Consider the following 23,707-nt stretch of genomic DNA (forward strand, 5'->3'; position numbering starts at 1 on the left):
GAAGGGCGCGGTTAACAGCGAAATGCCATGGGGAGTCGTAAGCAGGCTTTGATCCATGGATACCCGAATGGGGCAACCCAACCGGAGTCATGTCCGGTTATCCTCAACTGAATACATAGGTTGAAGAAGACAACCCGGGGAACTGAAACATCTAAGTACCCGGAGGAAAAGAAAGAATCATCGATTCCCTGAGTAGCGGCGAGCGAAACGGGAAGAGCCCAAACCGAATCCTTCGGGATTCGGGGTTGTAGGACCCTCTTTTAAGAATAAATCTCTAGCTGAAGAAGACTGGAAAGTCTCGGCAAAGAAGGTAACACCCCTGTAAACGAAAGGGAGACATTCTGTGAGGGAATCCTGAGTACCGCGGGACACGTGAAACCCCGTGGGAAGCAGGGAGGACCACCTCCCAAGGCTAAATACTACTTAGCGACCGATAGCGAACCAGTACCGTGAGGGAAAGGTGAAAAGCACCTCGGAAGAGGAGTGAAAAAGAACCTGAAACCGTACGCTTACAAGCAGTTACAGCACAGTTATGTGTAGTAGCGTGCCTTTTGTAGAATGAACCGGCGAGTTACGGTATGTAGCAAGGTTAAGGTGAGAAGCCGGAGCCGAAGCGAAAGCGAGTCTGAAGAGGGCGCAAGTTACATGCTGTAGACCCGAAACCGTGTGATCTACCCATGGCCAGGGTGAAGGTGGGGTAAAACCCACTGGAGGCCCGAACTCACTGTCGTTGAAAAGGCAGGGGATGAGCTGTGGGTAGGGGTGAAATGCCAATCGAACACGGAGATAGCTGGTTCTCCCCGAAATAGCTTTAGGGCTAGCCTCAATTGATGATCGATGGCGGTAGAGCACTGAATAGGCTAGGGGCCTTACCAGGTTACCGAACCTTATCAAACTCCGAATGCCATCAGATTTAGATTGGGAGTCAGACTGTGGGGGATAAGCTTCATAGTCGAAAGGGAAACAGCCCAGACCATCAGCTAAGGTCCCCAAGTATACACTAAGTGGGAAAGGATGTGGAATTGCACAGACAACCAGGATGTTGGCTCAGAAGCAGCCACCATTTAAAGAGTGCGTAATAGCTCACTGGTCGAGTGGTTCTGCGCCGAAAATGTAACGGGGCTCAAGTGTATCACCGAAGCTATGGCTTGCAGTTTTACTGCAGGGGTAGGGGAGCGTTCTATCAGCCGAGAAGTCAGACTGTAAGGTCTGGTGGAGTGGATAGAAGTGAGAATGCCGGTATGAGTATGCGAAAAGGAAGGTGAGAATCCTTCCCGCCGAAAATCTAAGGATTCCTGGGGAAGGCTCGTCCGCCCAGGGTAAGTCGGGACCTAAGCCGAGGCCGAAAGGCGTAGGTGATGGACAACTGGTTGAGATTCCAGTACCACCTAGAAATGTTTGAGCAATGGGGTGACACAGAAGGATAGGTTAAGCCAACCGTTGGTTGAGTTGGCCCAAGCGAGTAGGAGGTAGGGTAGGCAAATCCGCCCTGCGAGACTCTGAGACGTGATGGGGAGCGAAAGTTAGTAGCGAAGTAACCGACTCCAAGCTGTCAAGAAAAACCTCTAGTGAGTGACTAGGTGCCCGTACCGTAAACCGACACAGGTAGATGGGGTGAGAATCCTAAGGCGCGCGAGAAAACCCTCGTTAAGGAACTCGGCAAAATAGCCCCGTAACTTCGGGAGAAGGGGCGCTCTTGGCAATAAGAGCCGCAGAGAAATGGTCCAGGCGACTGTTTAACAAAAACACAGGTCCCTGCTAATCCGAAAGGAGATGTATAGGGGCTGACACCTGCCCGGTGCTGGAAGGTTAAGAGGAGAGGTTAGGGGCAACCCGAAGCTTTGAATTGAAGCCCCAGTAAACGGCGGCCGTAACTATAACGGTCCTAAGGTAGCGAAATTCCTTGTCAGGTAAGTTCTGACCCGCACGAAAGGTGTAACGATCTGGACACTGTCTCAACGAGGGACTCGGCGAAATTGTAATACCCGTGAAGATGCGGGTTACCTGCGACAGGACAGAAAGACCCCATGGAGCTTTACTGTAGCTTGACATTGGATTTTGGTATAAAATGTACAGGATAGGTGGGAGACTAAGAAGCTAGGGCGCCAGCCTTGGTGGAGTCAACGGTGGGATACCACTCTTTTTGTACTGAAATTCTAACTAGGTCCCCTGAATCGGGGATTAGGACAGTATCAGGTGGGCAGTTTGACTGGGGCGGTCGCCTCCTAAAGAGTAACGGAGGCGCCCAAAGGTTCCCTCAGCGCGGTTGGAAATCGCGCGAAGAGTGTAAAGGCAAAAGGGAGCTTGACTGCGAGACCTACAAGTCGAGCAGGGACGAAAGTCGGGCTTAGTGATCCGGTGGTACCGAGTGGAAGGGCCATCGCTCAACGGATAAAAGCTACCCTGGGGATAACAGGCTTATCTCCCCCAAGAGTCCATATCGACGGGGAGGTTTGGCACCTCGATGTCGGCTCATCGCATCCTGGGGCTGTAGTAGGTCCCAAGGGTTGGGCTGTTCGCCCATTAAAGCGGTACGTGAGCTGGGTTCAGAACGTCGTGAGACAGTTCGGTCCCTATCCGTCGCAGGCGCAGGAAATTTGAGAGGATCTGTCCCTAGTACGAGAGGACCGGGATGGACGAATCCCTGGTGTACCAGTTGTCTCGCCAGAGGCATAGCTGGGTAGCTATATTCGGAGCGGATAAGCGCTGAAAGCATCTAAGCGCGAAACCGACCTCAAGATGAGATTTCCCACAGCGAAAGCTGGTAAGACCCCTGAAAGATGATCAGGTTGATAGGCCAGGTGTGGAAGCACGGTGACGTGTGGAGCTGACTGGTACTAATCGGTCGAGGGCTTGACCTAAATCGAGACGCTAGGTGAGTGGCTCAAATTCTTAGACAATACTAGATAGACTCTGTGCAGTTTTGAGAGAACAGCAATCGAAAGAAAGCGATATCTCAGACATCTGGTGATTATGCCGGAGGGGTTCCACCCGTTCCCATACCGAACACGGAAGTTAAGACCTCCAGGGCCGATGATACTTGGGGCATAGCCCCTGGGAAAGTAGGTTATCGCCAGGTAAAACAAGCGAAAGATCATCTCGTTAGAGATGGTCTTTCTTTATGTTCATCCTTCCACCTCATATGGGGTGTCTTAAATTCGCCCACGTGGGCGAATTTGGGGAGCCGGGATTCCACCCTTCGGGAGTATGCGTTATAAGACGCAGTGTGGCGAAAGGCTCCCCTTCGCCACGAAGTGATTCTTTGTGGTTGGTGGCACTCATCCTCCGCCGCTAAGGATTCTTTGAGGGATCAGCGGCTTCGGCGAAACTCTCCACCGGAGACTTTCGTCACAGGACACTAGCGTGCCTTTCGTATCGCCAGGTAACAAGCGAAAGAACTATCTCTAACGATGTAGTTCTTTCTGTGTCGAATCATACTGAACGATAAGATCTTGGGCCCGGATTTCCACTCGTTGTATTCGAACGGCTTGAGTTAATTTTCGTGCTTATCCTGTGTTTTGAGGTTAAACGTGACAGCTTTGTCATTGTCAATACTAGAGGAAAAAGGTATATTTATTATAGGTAGTCAACACGATATTACATAAGTGTTGAGGAAGGTGTGTATTGAAAATGGAAGACAGAGTAATATTCACTTTAAAGCATATTTTAGCAAAGAAGAAGAGAAGGATAACCCTAGAGAGTCGTTTGCGGGAAGACTTATTTGTAGATTCGTTAGATATGGTGATGATCATTGCGGATCTGGAGGACGAATTCGAGATAACCATTACTGATGATGATTTTGCAAATGTGGTTACGGTCAATGATATTGTAGAAAAGTTGAGAGATAGAGGTTTAACCGACTACTGATACTTTTCAATTTCTTCTTCCGGTTCTTATTGGTTTACTATAATGGTCATTTTAACTCAAGTTACTCGTTTTCAAACAATGCTTTCGAGAGGACAAAAGGTGCAAACCTTTTGTCCTTTCTTTGCCAAAGGCTTAGGCAAAAAAAGAATGACGTTCAAATTGTTATCAAATTGAACGTCATTTCTTGTCTTTTGGCTAAGGTGATTTCTAAATTCTAGTTGGCTCTTTAATTCTAGATCAGTCCTGTTGATTCATATGAACATCTTTCCAGAACACTAGAATGAGAATTGGCTTTGTCTACATAGAATTTAGCCATTTTATGAGCATCTTCTAATGTATCAAAAATTAAGAGAGTGTAATTGAATAAAACTCTATTTTTTACATGATGCGCAAGGTGAGGTATTCCGCTTTGCTTGGCAAGTGAAAGCAATACGGGTTTCCTACCAATTCTCATGAGAATACTTAGGGCATCTAGAGATACGCATTTGTCTGTCATCGAAATTGAAATAGCTTTCTGCATATTACACTTGTTGTTGTTTTCGACATTAAGGTTATTCTTCTGGCGATGTTCAACCCACTCATCAGACATTTTGCTGTATAAATCGGATACTCCTTCTACCGCAAGTGTAAACTTTCCTTTTAATGATTCTGGCATATTCTCGTATTCCACCGGGGTAACTCCAATCACTATATTTCTCTTTCCCACGTTTCCCCACTCCTCGCCATAAATATTTTATATACATAGATCGACAAAATATATTGACAACTGCTTAAATTATTTGCTCAAAATCTTAAGAAACAATGCATAAAATTATAAATATAACAGTAAGCTGTACTTAGGGCGGAGCATTAACCCTAATATGTTAGTTTATTCATAAAAAGTTATAATTTATTGACCTAAATTAGTTTTGAATGTTTAGCCAATTCTTAATTATCTTGACAACATTATATACTTTGCGATACAAAAATTCAATGGCTATTTACAGAAAAATTCTTGTTTTTAGAAAAACATATTTTCGATACCCAGAGAAGAAAATCTGATATGGCAGTCTAATCAAGGGAAACTCTATCCAATAATAAAAGTACAAAAGAATAATATCCGTATGCTCTTTGTCATTAAGACAAGAGTATACGGATATTATAAGTTTTAGACAATATTTAAATTTGAGAACATGTACTACTGATTCAATCTAATTAATAATATAACGTCTCCACGGGATACTGCGTAGGTTTACCTTGGCAAGAAGGCTAACTATATTTTTTCGTCCATACCAGGTCGGTTTTCCTTGTGTGTCCTGGCTCATCAGGACGATTGGCATGCCTGGAAAAACGTGACGATAAGCATTCATAGCCTTTTGAAGCTCACTAGTACTTTGGAATACTTGGGGCTTAACCGTAACAATAGCTAAAGTATCATCCTTTACTTTAACAATGGCACCTTCAATTTGATAACTCATAAAAAATCACCTCCTTAAAATAAACAAAAGGGGTTCGAGTTTTCTTTAAATTCTCAAGATCTTACAAAAGAAGGAAGCCCCTGAATTTAATTAGTTCTAGGAATAATCGAGTAGCTAATTATAGACATCGTTTAATGGGTATTTTATTATAGCATGTCCGGGTTCATCTCGGATTACGCATCGATGAAAAAAGCAACCGATAATGATTTTATCAAGAACAACCAAATCATTCAATGGGATATTTAAGAATTAAAGTAGATTAAATTTTAAAAATTAACTGTTTATTACAACAAACCATGTATAAAAATGGTAAAATAGACTCGATGCAATTAATAAATAATCTAGTGGTCAAATCTCTCTCCCAGAACGAGAAAAATGGTCAATTCGAACCAGGTTCGCCTGCATGAGGTGACGAGAAAAAGATCAGAATAGATACTAAGTTTTCGAAAGAAGGCAATGTACATAGTCTTATTGGATGAGAAAGAGAGTAAGAGCTTTGAAGAAGATAATTGTTTACTTACTAATACCCTTACTGGTGCTGACTTTAGCCATTATTACTTATATTAAAGTCCAACCCTTAACCGGTATAAGCAAGATTAAAAACGGTACAGTGAAAGCTGTAATTCTTGGGGAGTCTATCGCTGTTAGTCAAGGTGCTTCAGACCCTTTAACAACTGGGTGGAATTCCAATCTTGAGAAATCCCTTTTAAACAAGTACTCAAACAAAATAGAATGGGATAACAAAGCTTCAGCAGGAGAACTTGTGGATTATTGCTTAAAGAGAGCAACTGAGATAGAAAGTACTACAGATGCTGTGTTTATTTGCTCAGGAAGAATTGATAGAAATTTTGAAACTCCCGAACAGTTCAGTAATAAATACACGCGGTTGATCTATGACATTAAAAGCAGAGCGCCGGGTGCTGACATATTTTGTGTTGTTGAACCACCTATGGTTTCCACAGATGAATCATTGTTTTTGGCAATCAGAGCAGTAATAATTAATGTTTCCGCTGCAACTGAATCAAACGTGTTGGATGTTTGGAGTGCATTTCCAGAGGATCAAGTAACTTTGAATAAATTATTGATGGACGGACTTCATCCCAATGATGAAGGATATAAGTTAATGTCGGATTATATTTATAATCGATTAGTTTTGATGGTTGATGCATTAAAGTGGAAATTTCCACTTTAACATATCAAAAGCAAGAGATATGAATCATTCCCAGGAAAAATTCATATCTCAATTTTTGTAATTATTCTTGGCTTTATATTATCAAACAAATCCGAAATAGGGGCTCAAGTTTTAGCAAAATATTTATCAATTATTTTTTCGGCTAATTTTTTGTGGGCATTTGCTTGAGCTATCAGCATTATGACAACTAAAAATAACTCGGCTGTGTCTTTACCATCTTTATCGATGGTCTGGGTCTTTTCTTTGATCATAGTTGCCTTGTCTATTAGTCTTTCATCAAAGGAAGCTAATTCAATATTTTTTACTTCCAGAAAAGTTGAGTAGATGTCTTCAAGGGAAATTAAATCATCTTCCGGAGTTTCAATATTGTTAAGAACTGGTTCAAATAAACTCTTGATATCGTTAATAGACAAAATGTTTTTAAGATAATACACAAGGATTAAGAGAATTATATGTCGTTTATTGTATTTCTTTTTTACTGGAGACATTACAAGCCCAGCTTTGGTATAGTTGTTGATCATTGTCTTAGTTAGGATTTTGTCTTGGTCGTCTCTCTTTTGGTTGCTCAGACCGCTTTCCATGAAAGAAGTTAGCTGTTCCATGTATAGGTCGATGTCCGGAATATCAGTGATCTTAATATCTTGGGTTAAGGATAATTCTTCTACTAATTGTTTAAGGGCCTTTTCATCGAATTGCATCATTAATCACCTCGAATAAATTATAGAGCATAGGAACCCTTATTTCAAGATAATATATAACATAACATGTAGTATTTGAAGCTACATTGAGAGAAGTAGAGAGATATTAACTAACAAGGGCAAATCTAAACCAAAAAGGAATGTAGTAATTAAAACCGGAACTTGAGGTTAATTTAAACAGATGTTATTATATAACCATAGCAATGACGCAAGGGAATATAGAAAGGAGGTACATAATTAATTTTTTTATTTAGTAGAATACTTAATACTTGTAACCTTTTAGCTATCTTAAAGCCTCTATATTATGAAGGATAGTACGCGGTTTCTTTCGTGAAGGTTAACACATAGTTTACCCTTAGCGCTGCTCTTCTAATGTAAAAACAGGGGGCGAATATATGTTTGACAGAACTGGTTTCAAAAAGTATAGAGATGAATTGATCTTTATAGGATTATCGGTGTTGGTGGTCTTTGGAATTAGTCTATTATCAAGATGATGTTTACTCATTATCAGACAAGCAAAGGAGTGTAAGTTTTATGGGTTTATTTAAAAGGGTTAGTGACAATATCAGAGCAAATCTAAATTCTCTACTGGATAAGGCAGAGGAACCCGAAAAAATGCTAGATCAATACCTAAGGGATATGGAGGAGGATATAGCGGATGCTGAGGCTGCTGTAGCAAGGCAGTTGGCTGTGGCTTGGAAGTTCAAGGCCCAATTGGATGATGCCCTGGCAATGGTTGAGAAACGAGGGAATCAAGCTATAGAGGCCTTAAACAGAGAACGAGAAGACCTAGCCCGCAAAGCCCTTGAAGATAAACGACTTAATAAAGCTAAGGCTGAGGATTACCAAGTACAGTACCAAAGCTGCAATTCTACGGCAGAAAAGCTTAGGGCAGAGTTGCAAGAAATGAAAAATGAATACGAGAAGCTGCGGATTAAACGAGATGCTTTGGTGTCAAGGGTTGAGGCAGCCAAAGCTCAAAAAGAAATCTATGGAGTCATGAATGGTTTTGGAACTAAAGGTTCTCGTCGTAATTTTGAAAGAATGGAGGAGAAAGTCCTCCGAATGGAAGCAGAGGCCTATGTGGCTCAAGATTTATCTGAGAAAGCTAAAAGTCTCGATCTGGAATTGGAAGCACTAGGAAATGATCAGATTGGCATAGAGAAGGAATTATCTGAATTGAAAGAGAATCTTACAAAAAAGAAGGAATAAGATACACTTATCGATCACGTATTTATTCCGGTAACTTAATATCCTATCATTTGATTTCAAAGCACATGGAGGGGGAGGTAGAGTGCTTGACATCTACTGGATTTGTTTAATCGGTGGAGTACTGTTTGCACTGGTAACCATAATATTTGGGGATATTTTAGGCGACATATTTGGTGGTTTCTTCGACGTCCTCTCCATGGATCACCTGGATTTTCTGCAGCCGATGGTTCTAGTTGGAGGGATCACAGTCTTTGGGGGCTCGGGGATTATGCTGAGTCGATACACCTCGCTAGAGCTCATCCCAGTGGTCATTATTTCTGTAGTGATTTCGCTGGCAGTTTCAGTCTTAGTTTATTTTTCTTATGTCAGACCCATGAAAAATTGTGAAAACTCTACGGGTTATTCGATGAAAGATCTCGTTGGCAAAATAGGTGAGGTAAGTGTTCCTATTCCTGTTAAAGGCTATGGAGAAGTGGTCATGAAAGTGGGAGCAGGAAACACTAACCAAATTGCCGGCAATCTCGAACAAGAAGAGCTACCCGCCGGAACTCGGGTAGTGGTTGGAGAAACAAAAGAAGGTATACTTTTTGTTTTCCGTTATGAGTAGATTGAGAGGAGAGGTAATCATGGAGATTTTAGGACTTGGGGTACTCGCAATTCCTATGGCTGTGTTGGGGGTTATTCTCGTATTAGGAATGGCCTTTTGGGCCAGGTATAAAACTGTTGGCCCTGATGAGGCTATGATTGTTACAGGTTCTTATTTAGGGAGCAAGAATGTCCATACAGACGAATCGAGTAGAAAGATAAAAATCATCCGAGGCGGTGGAGCTTTTATCCTCCCTATTTTCCAACAAGCCCAGTTTATTTCCCTGCTATCGCATAAACTAGATGTTACTACCCCGGAAGTATATACAGAACAGGGTGTACCGGTGATGGCTGATGGAGTGGCAATTATAAAAATCGGCGGGTCTGTAGAGGATGTAGCTACGGCGGCGGAGCAATTCATGGGTAAACCTACCGAATCTATACAGCAGGAAGCCCAGGAGGTATTAGAGGGGCATTTGAGGGCAATATTAGGAACGATGACTGTTGAGGAAGTTTACCGCAATAGGGACAAATTTGCTCAGGAAGTTCAAGGAGTGGCAGCTAAGGACCTGAAGAAAATGGGATTACAGATTGTATCCTTTACCATTAAAGATATCCGAGATAAAAACGGCTATCTGGAAGCCCTTGGTAAACCCAGGATTGCTGCTGTAAAAAGGGATGCGGAAGTTGCGGAAGCGCAAGCCGTTCGAGATGCCCGGATCCAAAAAGCTAAAGCTACCGAAGAAGGACAGAGAGCTGAGTTACTTAGAGATACAAGCATTGCTGAAGCCACCAAAGAGAAGGAACTCAAAGTAGCCTCCTATAAAAAAGATCAGGACACGGCAATGGCAGAAGCCGACCAAGCCTACCATATCCAAGAGGCTCGCTCTCAGCAACAGGTTATTGAAGAACAAATGAAGGTTTCCTTAGTTAGAAAGGAAAAAGAGATAGAAATTGAGGAAAAGGAAATTCTGCGCCGAGAGAAACAATATGACGCTGAAGTTAAAAAGAAGGCAGATGCTGATAGATATTCAGTTGAACAGGCTGCTGAAGCCGACAAAGCTAAGCGAATGCGGGAAGCCGATGCTCTAAAATATAGGATCGAGGCTGAAGCAAAGGCCAATGCCGAACAAAAACGTTTAGAAGGGCTGGCAATCGCTGAGGCAGAAAAAGCTAAAGGAACGGCAGAAGCAGAGGTCGTTAGGCTCAAAGGTTTAGCTGAAGCGGAAGCTAAAGAAAAGCTGGCTGAAGCCTTTGAAAAATTTGGTCAGGCCGCTGTACTCGACATTATCGTCAAAATGCTGCCTGAACTGGCCGGAAAGGTTGCTGAACCTTTGAAATCCATCGATAAACTGACGGTAGTAGATACCGGTCATGGGGAAGGAGCGGCAAGGGTTAGCAATTATGTTACCTCGCTGATGGCAACTGCTCCTGCGATGTTGAAAAGTGTATCCGGGATTGATCTGGAAAGCATGGTTAAACGGCTGACAAAGGAGCCTGATAACTATGTAGAACAAAAGGCTGAAGATAAACAACAGGTTTAGAAAGAAAGCAGGCTGCATGTTAAACATGTAGCCTGCTAGTTTCTTACTAAGTATAGTCTTAATTAAATCCAAAATGACGGAATAAACTTAATCTCACCAAGCAAAAACCGAATGTTATCACAGCGATGGGTTTTTGCTGACTTATCAGAAGTTTTTTGATTTCTGTATCTTCTTACTCTTGTCTGTAATCAAGGGGCCATATTTCTCCCATTCTTCGGGTGTCATCATTCGAGTCAGGCATTCACTGACCAAAGGGGGTGATTCTTCTTTTCCACATATCAATTGAGTGGTGTGTAGAGTCCCAGGTTTGTTTGCTTTTCCATACATAGCTATCAAGCGCCCTTTCGACTTTTTTCTACAGTTTACAAGATAAGGGAAATTAAGAGCATATGACATTAGTCATTATTTCGATAGGACTTTAAGCACGTTTTACGAATGGAAGGAATACTCCATGTAATGATTACCCGGAATGTTACAATTCCAGTAAGCAAATTGTTCCAGAAGCCGCAGAGCGGCTTCATTCTGTTTTGAAACCAATCTCTCGTTTTGGTTCATTAGGGTTATCGCGCAAAGATGAGGTCAAAAGAAAGCTTATTTGAGAGACATGCTGGATCAATTCCACAGGCGAACCATTAGGCATTGTTCCAGAGAAACGAATAAGGCTTGGGTTACTGTATCCCAGGCCGTTGACTACAAAAGTCACAGATTGTCCAAAATTCACCAAACGAACAGCAACTTGCTTATCATTATCAAGCTTGGAATCAAACTCAACAATTTGATCATAAATCTTCTTGCAAAATTCACTAGCTAGGTTCTGCTCAATCCATTCAAGTTGAGGATTTGTAAACATTGGTAGGTCTTTGAGAATATCAAGATTCATTTTTCTCAAAGAGGGTAAGAAATCATCCAAGGGATAAACCTCCTTCTTCTGCTATAGGTAATTCAGAACCCAATAATGTATATTTCGACAGCAGAATAGGGGAATCCTGTAAATTATCAAATCTAAAGAAAGTTCTTTTAATTTAGGCAAACTTAGAAAAGCTCGTATATAAAAGCTTTTTAGATAGATGTGCGCTAATTTATTGACATTAAACACATTAGATTTTGTAAACAGAAGTTTTAAAGCCCACGATTGAGATAAGGGGAATACGTGAAATTTCTTGGATTTAAAACTTTAAAGGATAATGGCAATACGTGTAGAATATTTGGGAAAGATAATAGTATTTAGAAACATATGGCGGATTATGTTTGGGATTTCACGTAAAGCTCGCTACCTGAAATTATCAGCGTATTGAAGGTTATTAATATAGATGACTGATTAGGTCATAGGAGGATTTGGATTGTGTAACGGAGGATTAAGTAACGAACATTATAAAAAAATATTAAGCATTACTCCCGAATTGCTGTGTATATCTGATATGCACGGGCAATTCCGGTACGTAAACTCAGCATTTGAAGAGGTCTTAGGTTACACGGCTGAAGAATTGAGGGGATCAACCTTATATTCCATTTTACACCCTGACGACAAGCAAGCTGCGACTAATACGATAAAGTGTTTGCTTATTAATAAACAAGAAAGATTAAGCATTGAGAGAAGGTACCTTTGTAAAGAAGGGGCTTATAAATGGATAGCCTGGGAAATAACAATTGATTGGACAGAAGAACTTGTGTATTCTTCTGGACGGGACATAACTGATAAGAAAAAAACTGAAGAAGCAGAACGCAAAGCAAAAGAAAGATTAGAAGAAGCTCAGGAATTTGCGCGTTTAGGGTATTGGGAGTTTGATGCAATCACAGGAGAAAATTATTGGTCTGATGAATTGCTTCAGCTATGTGGCTTAACCCGTGATGAATCGGCGTCAAATTTAGATGCTTTTATGCAGATGGTTCATCCGGATGACAAAAATTTGATAATAAATTCGATGAAGATGCCACCTAAAGATAATGAATTTGAATTGGAAATAAGGCTAATCAGGTCAAATGATGAAATCGTCTGGATCCATGAAAAAGTAAAGTATGACCAAGATTCTTCGGGTAAGGTAATTCGGTGGTATGGAGTAGTACGAGATATATCACTGCGTAAACTGAATGAAGATAAATTAATGGAAAGCGAAGCTAAATTCAAAGAACTTGTCGAAAACCTGGGAGAAGTAATCTGGATACGTCAGGGTGGAAAACTTGTCTATATTAGCCCGGCCTATGAGCAGGTATGGGGAAGAACGTGTCAAAGTTTATATAGAAATCCGCAATCATTTATAGATTCCATACACCCAGAGGATAAAGAACGTATTCTGCAGGCTTTTTTAAACGATAACTATAACAATACTAACCAGGATTTGCTTGAAGATCAGTATAGAATTATCAGGCCTGACGGAACAGAACGGTGGATTTGGTTAAGAAAATTTCCAATATTAGACGATGCCGGAAAACTAATTCGACATGTGGGAATCTGTTATGATGTCACCAAAATCAAGGAGTATGAGGAAGAAGTCTTGAAAAACAAAATGGAAAAAGAAATGGCTCGACTCGATAGACTAAGTCTTGTAGGGGAAATGGCTGCTGGTATCGGTCATGAGGTCAGGAACCCAATGACCACCGTTCGAGGGTTTCTCCAATTGTTAAGCAGAAAGGAAGACTGTTTAAAATACAATGAATTTTTCACGCTCATGATCGATGAACTGGATAGGGCAAATTCAATTATCACAGAATTTCTTTCCCTGGCAAAGGATAGAGTCGTTGAATTAGAAGTGCAAAGCCTTAAAGAAATTGTCCAAGATATATTTCCTTTAATCCAAGCTGATGGATTGGTTTCCGAAAAGAATATTGTGATGGAACTTGAAGAAGTTGCCAAAATTCCTTTAGATAAAAAGGAAATTCGTCAGCTTATTTTAAATCTTGTTCAAAACGGCTCCCAGGCCATGTTACCTGGAGGAACAATTAAGATTCGAACCTTTATGGAAAAGGAAGAAGTAGTTTTGGCTGTATCAGATGAAGGTTCAGGAATAACCCCACAAGTACTTGAGAAGATAGGAACACCTTTTTTCACGACCAAGGAAAACGGAACTGGCCTGGGGTTAGCGGTTTGCTATAGCATTGTAGCGCGGCATAACGCTAAGATAGATATTGATACTGGTTCAAAGGGGACTACGTTTTTTGTCCGGTTTAAAAACCTCACTTAAGTATAAGGGTTGCAGGAAGCTGCAACCTTTTTTGATATCTTACCAATAAAGAAAAAACAATTTGGAGTGAACTAGCTGCAAATAAATGTGAAGAAACTGTTTTCTAAGCATACTGAAGATGGAAATTTCAGTAAAAGCAAAGAATTATACACCACGAAAGGGAAAAGTGTAAGATAAATAATCATAAAGATTGTAATATTGATTACAAAAATGCCTTTACTCTGAAAAAACCACAGGGCAGCTTCGATCCTCAGGGGTGAATCCATTTTCCTCCTCCGCTGGAGCAGCATAGATGGCTACCCCTAAAATTAATTTTTGTTCTCCACAAGGAAAATAACAATTAATGGAGAAGGATACATCAATCAGGTATTGGGCATATGCCCAACTGATAAGGCTACGTAAGAGAATTAGGGAGGGAAAGACTTTGGAAAAATTTCTTTTTGTGCTAAGCCGAGGGCTTGAGGATCCGGTTCGGGCAACTAGGGCATTTCAACTTGCGAAAGTTGCTAAAGAAAAAGGTCATGAAGTTAATATTTTCTTAGTTGATGATGCTGTAGTCTATGGAGTTTTGGGATTAGCTGATAATGTTAAGGCACCTACCGGGGATGATGCTAAAACTTATCAGGATTACTTAATTGAGAAGGAAGTGCCATTTTACATTTGTACACCATGTGCTAGATATAGGCTCTTCGGCGAAGATGAATTTATTGCTGGGGCGAAATTGTCTACAGCAGCTCAGCTTATCGATCTGGCGGCTGAATCAAAAGTATTTACTTTTTAAGGATACTAAAATGGATATCTGTGAAGTAATATGCTGCTAGGAGAAGCAACGAGAGGAACTCGCCTTAACCTTTATAGGTTGACCCGGGTTTCTTTTATGTTCATTAAACAATTTTAATGATTGTTTTACTAAGATTTAACATAAATTTCACCAATTGTTCACCAAATAGGAAGGAATTAGTAGTATTCTTAAGTAAGACAAGTATAAAAAATTAATGTTGGTCTGAGGAAGGAGAGAAGTACAGCTTTGGGCTAGTACGATTGAGTGAGACATTTTAATTATTTGACGAAAGAGGGCCTAGAGGCCACTTTCTTTAAAGCTCCGGAGTTTTTCAACAAAGAAACTCCCCGAGCGATTCTTTCCCATGCCTTAGGTGCGTCCCTCTATATGCCAGGGACTAGAGAGACTATAGCCCCAGACATAATTTCTAATAAGTATCGAGGACTTGCCTCAACTGTCTTTTGCCTGGAAGATTCAATCGGTGATGCTGAAGTGCCATTTGCTGAGGAGAATCTTACAAAACAAGTCCAAGATATTTATAATTCGATAGAAAACCAGCAGTTAGAGTCTTTTGAACTGCCGCTAATCTTCATTCGAGTTAGGGATCCCGAACAGATTGTGCGCCTGATAGAGAGAATGGAAGACAGCAGCAAGATAGTCACGGGGTTTGTCTTTCCCAAATTTACATCCGAAAGTTATAGATACTTTGAAACTATCAAGAGTCTGAATCAAACGACAGGTTTTTTCTATGGTATGCCCATTATTGAAAGTACAGAGGTCATCTATAGAGAATCCCGCTTTCGGGAATTAATGGACATAAAGGGGCTTTTAGATACCTATCATGACTTAGTTTTAAATGTACGCATCGGGGCAACAGATTTTTCAGGCTATTATGGAATTCGTAGAGGTCCGGATGTAACAATTTATGATATAACGGTAATACGTGATTGTATTTCCGATATTATTAATATATTTAGCCGTTTTGAAAGTGATTACGTAGTCTCCGGTCCCGTCTGGGAGTACTTCTCTAATGGAGGGAGAGTTCTTAAACCGCAGCTGCGCAAGAGCCCTTTTGAACAGTTTCACGATAATCTCGGGAATAATCGAACGAAGATTAGAAGCCAGCTTCTGAATAAATATGTTGATGGGCTAATTCGGGAAGTTATTTTGGACAAAGAAAATGGAATTATTGGCAAGACCATTATTCATCCAAGTCATATCATTCCGGTACAATCCCTATATATTGTGGGATATGAAGAGTATTTAGATGCTTTGAGCATTATTGAGAATAGTAATGGCTTGCAAGGGGTTACGAAAAGCCATTATACTAATAAGATGAATGAAATGAAACCACATTATAATTGGGCACAAAAAATTTTATTAAGAGCAAAGAGTTATGGAGTATTTCATGAACAACACAATTTCATCAGCCTCTTTACCGAAGATGTATACTTATAATGTAGAAGGGCAAAGGGTATCCGTTACCCTAACCAAGAACCCTTTTGATATTGACCCTCAAATACTATATTCACTGGCGGCAAGACAGAACAAAAAACGAGGGTTTTTGTTTGTAAGTAAGGTTCTTGGCAAGCATGTACCGGTGGATCCCTTTATACCTTTGCTGGCAGGAAGCAGTTTAGCTATTCAATTTATGGCTAAGATTCATGGAGTAAATCATGCCGATACACCAGCTATTGTACAGGCCTTAAAAACGAATGAAGATACAAGAAAAGTTTATGAAGCCGTACTTTCCAAACCGCGCTTTGTACTGCCTCAGAAAACTTTATTCATAGGTTTCGCTGAAACAGCAACAGGCTTAGGGCAGGCAACTTTTAGCTCCTTTGATAATGCCCATTACCTACATACGACCCGGGATCAGATTCCTCTTTTGCCCGCAGTGCTGGATTTTAAGGAAGACCATTCTCATGCAGTTAATCATCGGTGTTATTCGGTGGATCCGGAATTGCTTCGAAATCCAGAAACCATTGTTCTTGTTGATGATGAGATAACTACCGGAAACACAGCTTTAAATATTATTAAAGCAATCCACGCTAAATTTCCGAAAAAAAATTATGTGGTCTTATCCCTCTTAGATTGGAGAACGAAAGAAAACCGGGCTAACTATCAGCAGCATGAACAGCTGCTTAATGTTAGAATTCACACCGTTGCTCTGTTAGAGGGAGAAATAGAAGTGAGCGGTTCCTCTTTAAACGAACGAAGAGAACAAGGGGAGCAAAGAAATTTGGAAGTGGAATCCGATATTGCTAAGGACTTTTGTGTTTCCGTAGAACAGAAACTCTTGAATTTAAAGGATATAATTTCATTCTATTCCCTTGATTCCAATGGAAATCCAAGTCTTGCCCCTTATCTTGGATTAACCGGTAGATTTGGATTGTCTAGCGAGAGAGAGCAGGAAATTCTGCCCTTAGCTAAGGGGATTGGGGAGAAGTTAAAGCTGGATAGGTCAGGTGAAAAAACCCTTTGCCTAGGAACCGGCGAATTCATGTATTTTCCAATGCTCATTTCGGCCTATATGGGTGATGGTATAAAATATCATTCCAGCACCAGAAGTCCGATTTATCCCTTTGCCAAGCCTGACTATGGGATTCAAAATAGATTTTCCTTCACCAGTCCGGATGATGAAGATCTTAATTTTTATGTGTATAACATTCCCCCCAACTATTATGATGAGGTCTATGTGTTTCTGGAAAGGGAAGTATCTTCTGCGCGTTTAAAGCCTCTATTACAGGTTTTTGCTGAACTTAAGATGCCGCGCTTAGTTTTTGTTATAGGCTCATCTATAGAAACCCCTGAAGACAAAGTCTAAGAATTTGAATTTTGCTCTTTAATAACAGGAAAAGAGGTGACCGCAGGTGAATGAAAAACTCTTTACTCATCAAATTCCTGATCCCGCCCCAATGGGATGCTATAGCCCGAAGGATGTTATTTTTTTACTCAAGAACCTTAATGGGTTAATGGCTGAGACAGATCTGGAAACCCGGGAGCAAAAGATCCAGTCCGGCGGTCATTATTCGGAAATGCTGCCGATAGAATATGAACCAACCAAAGATTACTTGGATCTTTTTCACCTGACTCTTCAAGAGAGTGCAAGGAAAGTCGCGAAGGCTGTAGGAATTGTAGCAGAGCAGATTTTACAGAAAAAGGGATCTGAAATGGTGCTTGTTTCTCTGGCTCGGGCTGGAACTCCGATAGGTATTTTGATCAAACGCTACTTGCTGGAAAAGCATGACTTAGATTTACCTCATTATAGTATTTCCATTATTCGAGGCAGAGGTATCGATGAAAACGCTCTGTTGTACATTCTTCAGAATCACTCACCTGCAAAGATCCAATTCATCGATGGGTGGACAGGCAAGGGGGCAATAACTCAAGTCTTAAATCAAGCCTGCCTGGAGTTTAATGCAAAATATAACTGGGAACTGGATGATGACTTAGCAGTCCTTGCCGATCCGGGGCACTGTGTAAAAACCTTTGGAACCAGAGAAGACTTTTTAATTCCTAGTGCTTGTTTGAACTCAACAGTATCTGGATTGGTTAGCCGAACTGTCCTTCGCCAAGATCTTATCGGAGACAAGGAATTTCATGGGGCCAGATTTTATGAAGAACTTCTCAAAGTAGAAGTATCCAATTTGTTTATAGATACCATTTCCAAGGAATTTTCATACCTTTCTCAAGAGAGCTTGGGATGTTTGAATAACACAGTTGAGGCGGAGGTTTCTTGGCAAGGGCTAAAATCCTTAAGAAGGATCCAGGAAAGGTATGGAATCAAGGATATCAATTTCATTAAGCCGGGTATTGGAGAAACGACGAGAGTTCTACTCAGACGATTGCCGGAAAGGGTTCTGGTGGATAGTATTGAGAATAATAACTTGAAACATATTATGCTGTTATGCCAAGATAAAGGAGTTCCAATCGAGGAGTATCCCGATCTGACTTATTCTTGTTGCGGAATTGTGAAAGAATTATCATGAAGAAAAAAATAATGTTTGCCAGCGACTTGGATCAAACTTTGATATACTCACAACGATCCTTTATCAATGAAAATCTACAAGAAACCATTCACCCCGTTGAATGGTTTGAGGATCGATATATTTCCTATATGACTTCAACCTCAATAAGGCAACTAAAGCAACTATCAACAGAATTGCTTTTCATACCGGTAACTACACGAACCAAAATTCAATATCAGCGGATAAACTTCAGTGACTATGGTATCTTCTTTGACTATGCAGTGACCAGTAATGGAGGGACAATTTTTCATAACACTATTGAAGATCAGGAGTGGAGGAAACAGGTCTCTGCTGGTTGTAAGAATTGTCTGGAGTCTGAAGATCTGATCCAAAGGTTTAATGAGATCAGACATCCTTCCTGGGTACACCCGGGTTCCGGCAAGATGGCCGACGATTTATTTTATTACTGTTTAGTTGAACGTGATAAGATTCCCGTCCTAGAGTTAGCGGCGTTTAAGCTATGGGCTAAGGACAATAATTGGGAGTTGTCTATTCAAGGCAGGAAGCTCTATTTAGTTCCTAATAGTGTTAATAAGAAAGCAGCGGTTCAATATATAAAAGCAAAGGAAGGTATTGACTGTAGCTTAGCAGCGGGAGATTCCTTGCTGGATTTGGATATGCTGAATACTGCAGACTTCGCCGTTGCTCCTGCTCATGGGGAACTACATTCCCTTAGACTGCAGAAGCTTTTAGATGTAGAGAGAATTCACTTTACGAGACAACATGGAATTAAAGCAGGAGAAGAAATCTTAGATTATGTAGCCGGTTCCATGTCAAAGGGTTTAGTAGTATAAAATTAACTTAATATGTGAAATATATAATGGAAAACATTGGTTTCCCAAGAACATTGCTGGGGAGTTTTGTGAAACTTATGTGAACATTACAATTTGGCTTTTTCTCCAAAGCTTTCCTGTGATAAGATACAAGTATCCTTTTATTTTAGCTTGTCAAGGCATAAAAAAAGGAAAAAAATCGAGAAGTGGCGAAAAGATAATAGTGATAAATACGATTAAAATGCGTGGTATCTAAAAAGGGGGATTCACAGTGGGAATTAATTTGCAAAAAGGTCAAAAGATTGATTTAACTAAAGGTAACCCCGGCTTAACAAAAATCATGGTTGGCTTAGGATGGGATGAAGTATCAAAACCAAAATCCGGCGGTGGAATTCTCGGCGGGCTTTTTGGCGGCGGAGGCGGTGGAGGGGCAGCAATTGACTGCGATGCATCTGCAATTCTTCTCGACGGCCAAGGAAAGCTGACTTCGAAAGATCGTCTGGTCTATTTTGGCAACCTGCAAAGTGGAGACAAGAGTGTAAAACATAGTGGAGATAACCTAACGGGAGCCGGCGATGGAGATGATGAACAAATACATGTGGAGCTAAGCAGTGTGCCAGGTTCCGTCGATAAGATTGTTTTCGTCGTCAATATATATGATTGCATAAAACGCAAACAAGACTTTGGCTTAATTGCCAATGCATTTATTAGGGTTGTTAATCCTGTTAATGGACAAGAGTTTTGTCGTTATAACTTAACTGAAAGCTATGCCGGCAAAACAAGCTTAGTGGTGGCAGAAGTATATCGCCACAACAACGAATGGAAATTCGCAGCAATCGGCGAAGGTACCAATGATGCATCCTTAAGTGAACTCATCCGTCGCTATCAGTAAAATTATTAAAGGGGGATAATGCTATGGCAATTAGTTTGCAAAAAGGTCAAAAAGTGGATCTTACCAAATCAAATCCCGGGCTTACAAAAATCATTGTTGGTCTGGGCTGGGATGTTAACAAGTATGATGGCGGAAAAGACTTTGATTTAGATTCTTCAGTTTTCATGCTTAGTGCTGAGGGAAAAGTTACTGACGAAAAGAACTTTGTCTTCTTTAATAATCCCAAGAGTCCCGATGGTTCAGTGACCCATACCGGTGACAATCGTTCCGGTGCCGGGGATGGTGATGATGAGCAAATCAAAGTCGATTTAGCCATTGTTTCCAGTAATGTATCCAAGATCACTTTCACCATTACAATTCATGAGGCTCAAGAACGGAATCAGAACTTTGGACAAGTATCTAACGCTTACGTACGTGTCCTGAACGAAGCTTCAGGGGAAGAGTTAATTCGCTACGACCTAGGAGAAGACTTTTCTATTGAAACAGCCATTGTAGTTGGCGAGCTTTATCGCAACAATGCAGAATGGAAGTTCAATGCCATTGGCAGTGGTTACCAAAATGGATTAGCCGGACTGTGCAAGGATTTTGGTTTAGACGTCTAATTCTGGAGGTCAGAAGCCAGAGTTCAGAGGTTGGGTTACTTAATTGTAATTTCATGAAATAATTAAATAGGTACACCTCCGTAAGTGGGTGTACCTATCACTATAGCTATCAGTATAAAAGCTTAATAAGAATAAGGTGGTGTTTCATAGTGGGGATCAGTCTGCAAAAAGGACAAAAGATTGACTTAACTAAGGGAAACCCAGGGCTAACCAAGATCATTGTTGGATTAGGCTGGGATACCAATAAGTATTCCGGTGGGTCGGACTTTGACCTAGATGCCTCCGTATTCTTGCTTGACAAAAACGGTCGAGCCGGAGGAATTGAGGATTTTATATATTATAATAACCTCGTTGGAGGTAATGGTTCAGTAAAACATACCGGTGATAACCTCACCGGAGCAGGTGACGGGGATGATGAACAAATTAAGGTTGACTTAGCTCTTGTACCTGCCCATGTCGAAAAGATTGCCTTTACCGTTACAATTCATGACGCGGTTCAAAGATCCCAGAACTTTGGTCAAGTATCAAATTCCTTTGTCCGAGTTGTTAATGAAACCAATGGACAAGAAGTTATGCGCTACGATTTAGGTGAAGATTTTTCTGTTGAAACAGCACTTGTAGTTTGCGAATTATATCGTCACCAAGGAGAATGGAAGTTTAATGCTATTGGCAGTGGCTTCTCAGGAGGACTGGCTGCTCTTTGCACAAACTATGGGTTAGATGTAAATTAGTATAATCGTCGATGAGGCGTCCCAATATTTGGGGCGCTTTTTAATTTGCATGAGTATATTTATGCATTTTCTTTCATATATGGGAGTTTGGCAGTAATACACTCATATTTGCTGGAATATACTAAAAATTAGTCTGTTGTGAGCCTTTCTGCTGTTTGATGTTTATGTAGTCGTTGCATACAATGGTAGAGCAACATCCATGTAGGACATCAGGGAGGTAATAATTAATGCTTAAAATGGGGAGCCGACCCATAAATCGATTTCTGAGCTTATGTATTTTATTGGCTGGGGTGGTACTCGTATGGGGTACAATTGTAACTTCTCACGGCGGGGACTGGCTTGTAAGAGGATTAAGGTTTTTTACGGAAGAAGGTGCGGGTCGTTCACTTACCTGGAAAGTGGATGGACTGACGATATTCTTCCTTTTTATTTTGCTCTTAGGCCAATGCTTATCTTCTCTTTATGCGATGGGATACCTAAAAGAATATGAGGAAGGAAATAAGTCTCTTTGGCCGTTTTATGGTGCTTGGTTTCTATTCCTTGGCAGTATGGTTAGTGTTCTGCTGGCAGATGATGGCTTTACCTTTTTATTGACTTGGGAAATGATGTCCTTATTTTCTTTTTTCTTAGTTCTCTATGAGCATGAAAATCCCCAAAACCGCAAGGCAGCCTATATTTACCTAATTATGACTCATGTCGGAACGGTCTTCTTGACCGCAGCAACCCTGTATTTATATACAAAAACCGGAAGCTTTGCTTTTCAGGTCTGGGCCGATTCGTCTTCGACACTTTCTACTAGTCAACTCAATTTGCTTTTTATAGCTTTCTTTATAGGATTGGGGACAAAGGCGGGTCTTGTCCCGTTACATATTTGGCTGCCCTACGCCCATTCTTCTGCACCAAGCCCTGTCTCTTCACTGATGTCGGGGGTCATGGTTAAAGTGGCGCTTTACCTCTTTTTAAGAATAGTTTGGCTTGCTTTTGGGCCGGGGATGGCTTGGTGGGGATGGTTATTCTTACTGGTTGGTGCTCTATCTGCCACTGTCGGAATACTCTTAGCGTCGGTTCAGACAGATCTTAAGAAGTTGCTCGCTTTTTCCACAATTGAAAATATAGGTATTCTTAGTATGGCTTTAGGAAGTGCCTTTCTGGCAAGGTTCTGGCAGAATGAATGGGCAATGAATTTGGCCCTTATTGCATTTTTTTGGCATTCTCTTCAGCATATGCTTTTCAAAACTTTGCTCTTTATGAGTGCCGGAAATATTATTCAGGCAACACATACCAGAAACCTAGAACAATTGGGCGGCTTGCTCAAACGTATGCCGAAGACAGGTTTTGGAGCCCTTATTGGAGTAATAGGGATCACCGCTTTACCTCCTCTGGGGGGATTCTGGGGAGAATTAATGATTTTTCAATCCCTATGGCTCAATACCATACATCTTGCTAATGGTTGGAGTAAAGCCGTCTTGCCCTTGTTTATTGGAGTCCTCGCCTTAGTAGGGGGATTATCCATGGCCACTTTTGTGAAGTGGTTTGGGATTGCTTTCCTTGGACAAGCCCGTTCGAATGTGGCTGATAAAGCTAGAGAGGTACAGCCTGTTCAATATGTCGCTCCATTTATCATCATTATTTTAGCGGTTTTAACTGTGCTTTGGCCCTCTGCTACCTTAGCCTTAATCAATTTTCCGCTCTTAGTTTTGAAAAACGGTGAAGTATCTGGGTTAGGATCAGTCGTAGAAAACTCGATCCATATGGCTTCCGTTTATTTGATAATTTTTACGTTACTCACATTAGTTGTTTTTACTTTAAGCAAACGAGGGAAACAGAGAGTTACAGCGACTTGGAACTGTGGTTCCCCTTTAACCCTTGATATGCAGTATAGTGCCACTGGATTAACCAAACCTATTCGGATTCTGTTTGCTAAAGCAATGGGTTCTCATCGACAAGTTGAACGGGATTTTGCTGGAACTCGTTATAGTTTGCGTTCGTTGAGCTATGAAGGGGAAATTAAAGCTACTTTTGAGGATTACTTCTATCGACCTTTAATTCGAGGATTGCTTTGGTTGGCAGCTCAAATTCGCAAACTGCAAGAAGGAAGTATTCATTTATACTTAGGGTACCTTTTGCTGACAGTGATCGTCGTTTTATTTTTAGGACGCTAGG

General features: G+C 40.9%; 19 protein-coding genes and 2 rRNA genes (1 of these 21 running past the window's edge). 17 read left to right on the forward strand and 4 right to left on the reverse strand.

The window, feature by feature from the left end; translation table 11 throughout:
- The 3 genes from DESMER_RS05500 to DESMER_RS05510 form a co-directional block, all read left to right on the forward strand.
- Positions 1-2,861 (forward strand): 23S ribosomal RNA (locus DESMER_RS05500); it begins 50 nt to the left of the window's first position.
- 102 nt (positions 2,862-2,963) lie between these two features.
- A 5S ribosomal RNA gene (gene rrf, locus DESMER_RS05505) occupies positions 2,964-3,079 on the forward strand.
- A gap of 551 nt (positions 3,080-3,630) precedes the next feature.
- On the forward strand, positions 3,631-3,867 hold the full coding sequence (locus DESMER_RS05510) for a phosphopantetheine-binding protein (RefSeq protein ID WP_042334294.1): 237 nt from the start codon (positions 3,631-3,633) through the stop codon (positions 3,865-3,867).
- 232 nt (positions 3,868-4,099) lie between these two features.
- Here DESMER_RS05510 and DESMER_RS05515 read toward each other — a convergent pair whose 3' ends face one another.
- Positions 4,100-4,573 (reverse strand): hypothetical protein, encoded by a 474-nt coding sequence (locus DESMER_RS05515; RefSeq protein WP_014902081.1) that lies wholly within the window; start codon positions 4,571-4,573, stop codon positions 4,100-4,102.
- Between the two features lie 484 nt (positions 4,574-5,057).
- A complete protein-coding gene (locus tag DESMER_RS05520; protein ID WP_014902082.1) occupies positions 5,058-5,324 on the reverse strand; it encodes a hypothetical protein in 267 nt (88 codons plus the stop codon).
- A 496-nt stretch (positions 5,325-5,820) separates the two neighbouring features.
- On the opposite strand from DESMER_RS05520, the gene DESMER_RS05525 reads away from it, so the two are divergent.
- The gene (locus DESMER_RS05525; RefSeq protein WP_014902083.1) at positions 5,821-6,516 is read left to right on the forward strand and encodes an SGNH/GDSL hydrolase family protein; all 696 of its coding nucleotides are present in this window, start codon (positions 5,821-5,823) and stop codon (positions 6,514-6,516) included.
- A 104-nt stretch (positions 6,517-6,620) separates the two neighbouring features.
- Here DESMER_RS05525 and DESMER_RS05530 read toward each other — a convergent pair whose 3' ends face one another.
- Positions 6,621-7,217 (reverse strand): DUF1836 domain-containing protein, encoded by a 597-nt coding sequence (locus DESMER_RS05530; protein ID WP_014902084.1) that lies wholly within the window; start codon positions 7,215-7,217, stop codon positions 6,621-6,623.
- A gap of 531 nt (positions 7,218-7,748) precedes the next feature.
- Here DESMER_RS05530 and DESMER_RS05535 point away from each other — a divergent pair.
- From DESMER_RS05535 to floT, 3 genes are all read left to right on the forward strand, one after another.
- Positions 7,749-8,426: a PspA/IM30 family protein gene (locus DESMER_RS05535; RefSeq protein WP_014902086.1), complete on the forward strand. Its 678-nt coding sequence runs from the start codon at positions 7,749-7,751 to the stop codon at positions 8,424-8,426.
- An 82-nt stretch (positions 8,427-8,508) separates the two neighbouring features.
- The gene (locus DESMER_RS05540) at positions 8,509-9,033 is read left to right on the forward strand and encodes an NfeD family membrane protein (protein ID WP_014902087.1); all 525 of its coding nucleotides are present in this window, start codon (positions 8,509-8,511) and stop codon (positions 9,031-9,033) included.
- A 19-nt stretch (positions 9,034-9,052) separates the two neighbouring features.
- Entirely contained in the window at positions 9,053-10,555 is a 1,503-nt protein-coding gene (gene floT, locus DESMER_RS05545) for a flotillin lipid rafts scaffold protein FloT (protein WP_014902088.1), read from the forward strand.
- A gap of 517 nt (positions 10,556-11,072) precedes the next feature.
- On the opposite strand, the gene DESMER_RS05555 is transcribed toward floT, so the two are convergent.
- Positions 11,073-11,465 carry a DUF6173 family protein gene (locus DESMER_RS05555; RefSeq protein WP_014902089.1) on the reverse strand — a complete coding sequence of 131 codons (393 nt, stop codon included), beginning with the start codon at positions 11,463-11,465 and terminating at the stop codon, positions 11,073-11,075.
- Between the two features lie 430 nt (positions 11,466-11,895).
- On the opposite strand from DESMER_RS05555, the gene DESMER_RS05560 reads away from it, so the two are divergent.
- The 10 genes from DESMER_RS05560 (at position 11,896) to DESMER_RS05610 (ending at position 23,706) form a co-directional block, all read left to right on the forward strand.
- Positions 11,896-13,734, forward strand: a complete 1,839-nt coding sequence (locus DESMER_RS05560; protein WP_014902090.1) for a PAS domain-containing sensor histidine kinase — start codon at positions 11,896-11,898, stop codon at positions 13,732-13,734.
- Positions 13,735-14,158: 424 nt separating this feature from the next.
- On the forward strand, positions 14,159-14,515 hold the full coding sequence (locus DESMER_RS05570; protein WP_042333423.1) for a DsrE family protein: 357 nt from the start codon (positions 14,159-14,161) through the stop codon (positions 14,513-14,515).
- A gap of 282 nt (positions 14,516-14,797) precedes the next feature.
- The gene (locus DESMER_RS05575; protein WP_014902092.1) at positions 14,798-15,973 is read left to right on the forward strand and encodes an HpcH/HpaI aldolase/citrate lyase family protein; all 1,176 of its coding nucleotides are present in this window, start codon (positions 14,798-14,800) and stop codon (positions 15,971-15,973) included.
- A complete protein-coding gene (locus tag DESMER_RS05580; protein ID WP_014902093.1) occupies positions 15,924-17,342 on the forward strand; it encodes a phosphoribosyltransferase family protein in 1,419 nt (472 codons plus the stop codon). Before DESMER_RS05575 ends, DESMER_RS05580 begins: the two co-directional genes overlap by 50 nt.
- Positions 17,343-17,388: 46 nt before the next feature.
- A complete protein-coding gene (locus tag DESMER_RS05585; RefSeq protein WP_014902094.1) occupies positions 17,389-18,507 on the forward strand; it encodes a cysteine protease StiP family protein in 1,119 nt (372 codons plus the stop codon).
- Entirely contained in the window at positions 18,504-19,340 is an 837-nt protein-coding gene (locus tag DESMER_RS05590; RefSeq protein WP_014902095.1) for an HAD family hydrolase, read from the forward strand. Before DESMER_RS05585 ends, DESMER_RS05590 begins: the two co-directional genes overlap by 4 nt.
- 250 nt (positions 19,341-19,590) lie before the next feature.
- Positions 19,591-20,211, forward strand: a complete 621-nt coding sequence (locus DESMER_RS05595; protein ID WP_014902096.1) for a TerD family protein — start codon at positions 19,591-19,593, stop codon at positions 20,209-20,211.
- Positions 20,212-20,234: 23 nt separating this feature from the next.
- The gene (locus DESMER_RS05600; RefSeq protein ID WP_014902097.1) at positions 20,235-20,813 is read left to right on the forward strand and encodes a TerD family protein; all 579 of its coding nucleotides are present in this window, start codon (positions 20,235-20,237) and stop codon (positions 20,811-20,813) included.
- A 149-nt stretch (positions 20,814-20,962) separates the two neighbouring features.
- Positions 20,963-21,544 (forward strand): TerD family protein, encoded by a 582-nt coding sequence (locus tag DESMER_RS05605; RefSeq protein WP_014902098.1) that lies wholly within the window; start codon positions 20,963-20,965, stop codon positions 21,542-21,544.
- Positions 21,545-21,771: 227 nt separating this feature from the next.
- Complete coding sequence (locus tag DESMER_RS05610) at positions 21,772-23,706, forward strand: proton-conducting transporter transmembrane domain-containing protein (RefSeq protein ID WP_014902099.1); 1,935 nt, start codon at positions 21,772-21,774, stop codon at positions 23,704-23,706.
- Position 23,707: the final 1 nt, after the last annotated feature.

Source organism: Desulfosporosinus meridiei DSM 13257 (assembly GCF_000231385.2).
In the GTDB taxonomy this organism is placed as follows: Bacteria; Bacillota; Desulfitobacteriia; order Desulfitobacteriales; family Desulfitobacteriaceae; genus Desulfosporosinus; species Desulfosporosinus meridiei.

What these genes read in the sequence shown, in the direction of transcription:
- DESMER_RS05535 (WP_014902086.1), top strand. Translation starts at nt 7,749, where the DNA reads ATGGGTTTATTTAAAAGGGTTAGTGACAATATCAGAGCAAATCTAAAT.
- DESMER_RS05600 (WP_014902097.1), top strand. Translation starts at nt 20,235, where the DNA reads ATGGCAATTAGTTTGCAAAAAGGTCAAAAAGTGGATCTTACCAAATCA.
- DESMER_RS05510 (WP_042334294.1), top strand. Translation starts at nt 3,631, where the DNA reads ATGGAAGACAGAGTAATATTCACTTTAAAGCATATTTTAGCAAAGAAG.
- DESMER_RS05580 (WP_014902093.1), top strand. Translation starts at nt 15,924, where the DNA reads ATGAACAACACAATTTCATCAGCCTCTTTACCGAAGATGTATACTTAT.
- DESMER_RS05590 (WP_014902095.1), top strand. Translation starts at nt 18,504, where the DNA reads ATGAAGAAAAAAATAATGTTTGCCAGCGACTTGGATCAAACTTTGATA.
- floT (WP_014902088.1), top strand. Translation starts at nt 9,053, where the DNA reads ATGGAGATTTTAGGACTTGGGGTACTCGCAATTCCTATGGCTGTGTTG.
- DESMER_RS05520 (WP_014902082.1), bottom strand. Translation starts at nt 5,324, where the DNA reads ATGAGTTATCAAATTGAAGGTGCCATTGTTAAAGTAAAGGATGATACT.
- DESMER_RS05530 (WP_014902084.1), bottom strand. Translation starts at nt 7,217, where the DNA reads ATGATGCAATTCGATGAAAAGGCCCTTAAACAATTAGTAGAAGAATTA.
- DESMER_RS05610 (WP_014902099.1), top strand. Translation starts at nt 21,772, where the DNA reads ATGCTTAAAATGGGGAGCCGACCCATAAATCGATTTCTGAGCTTATGT.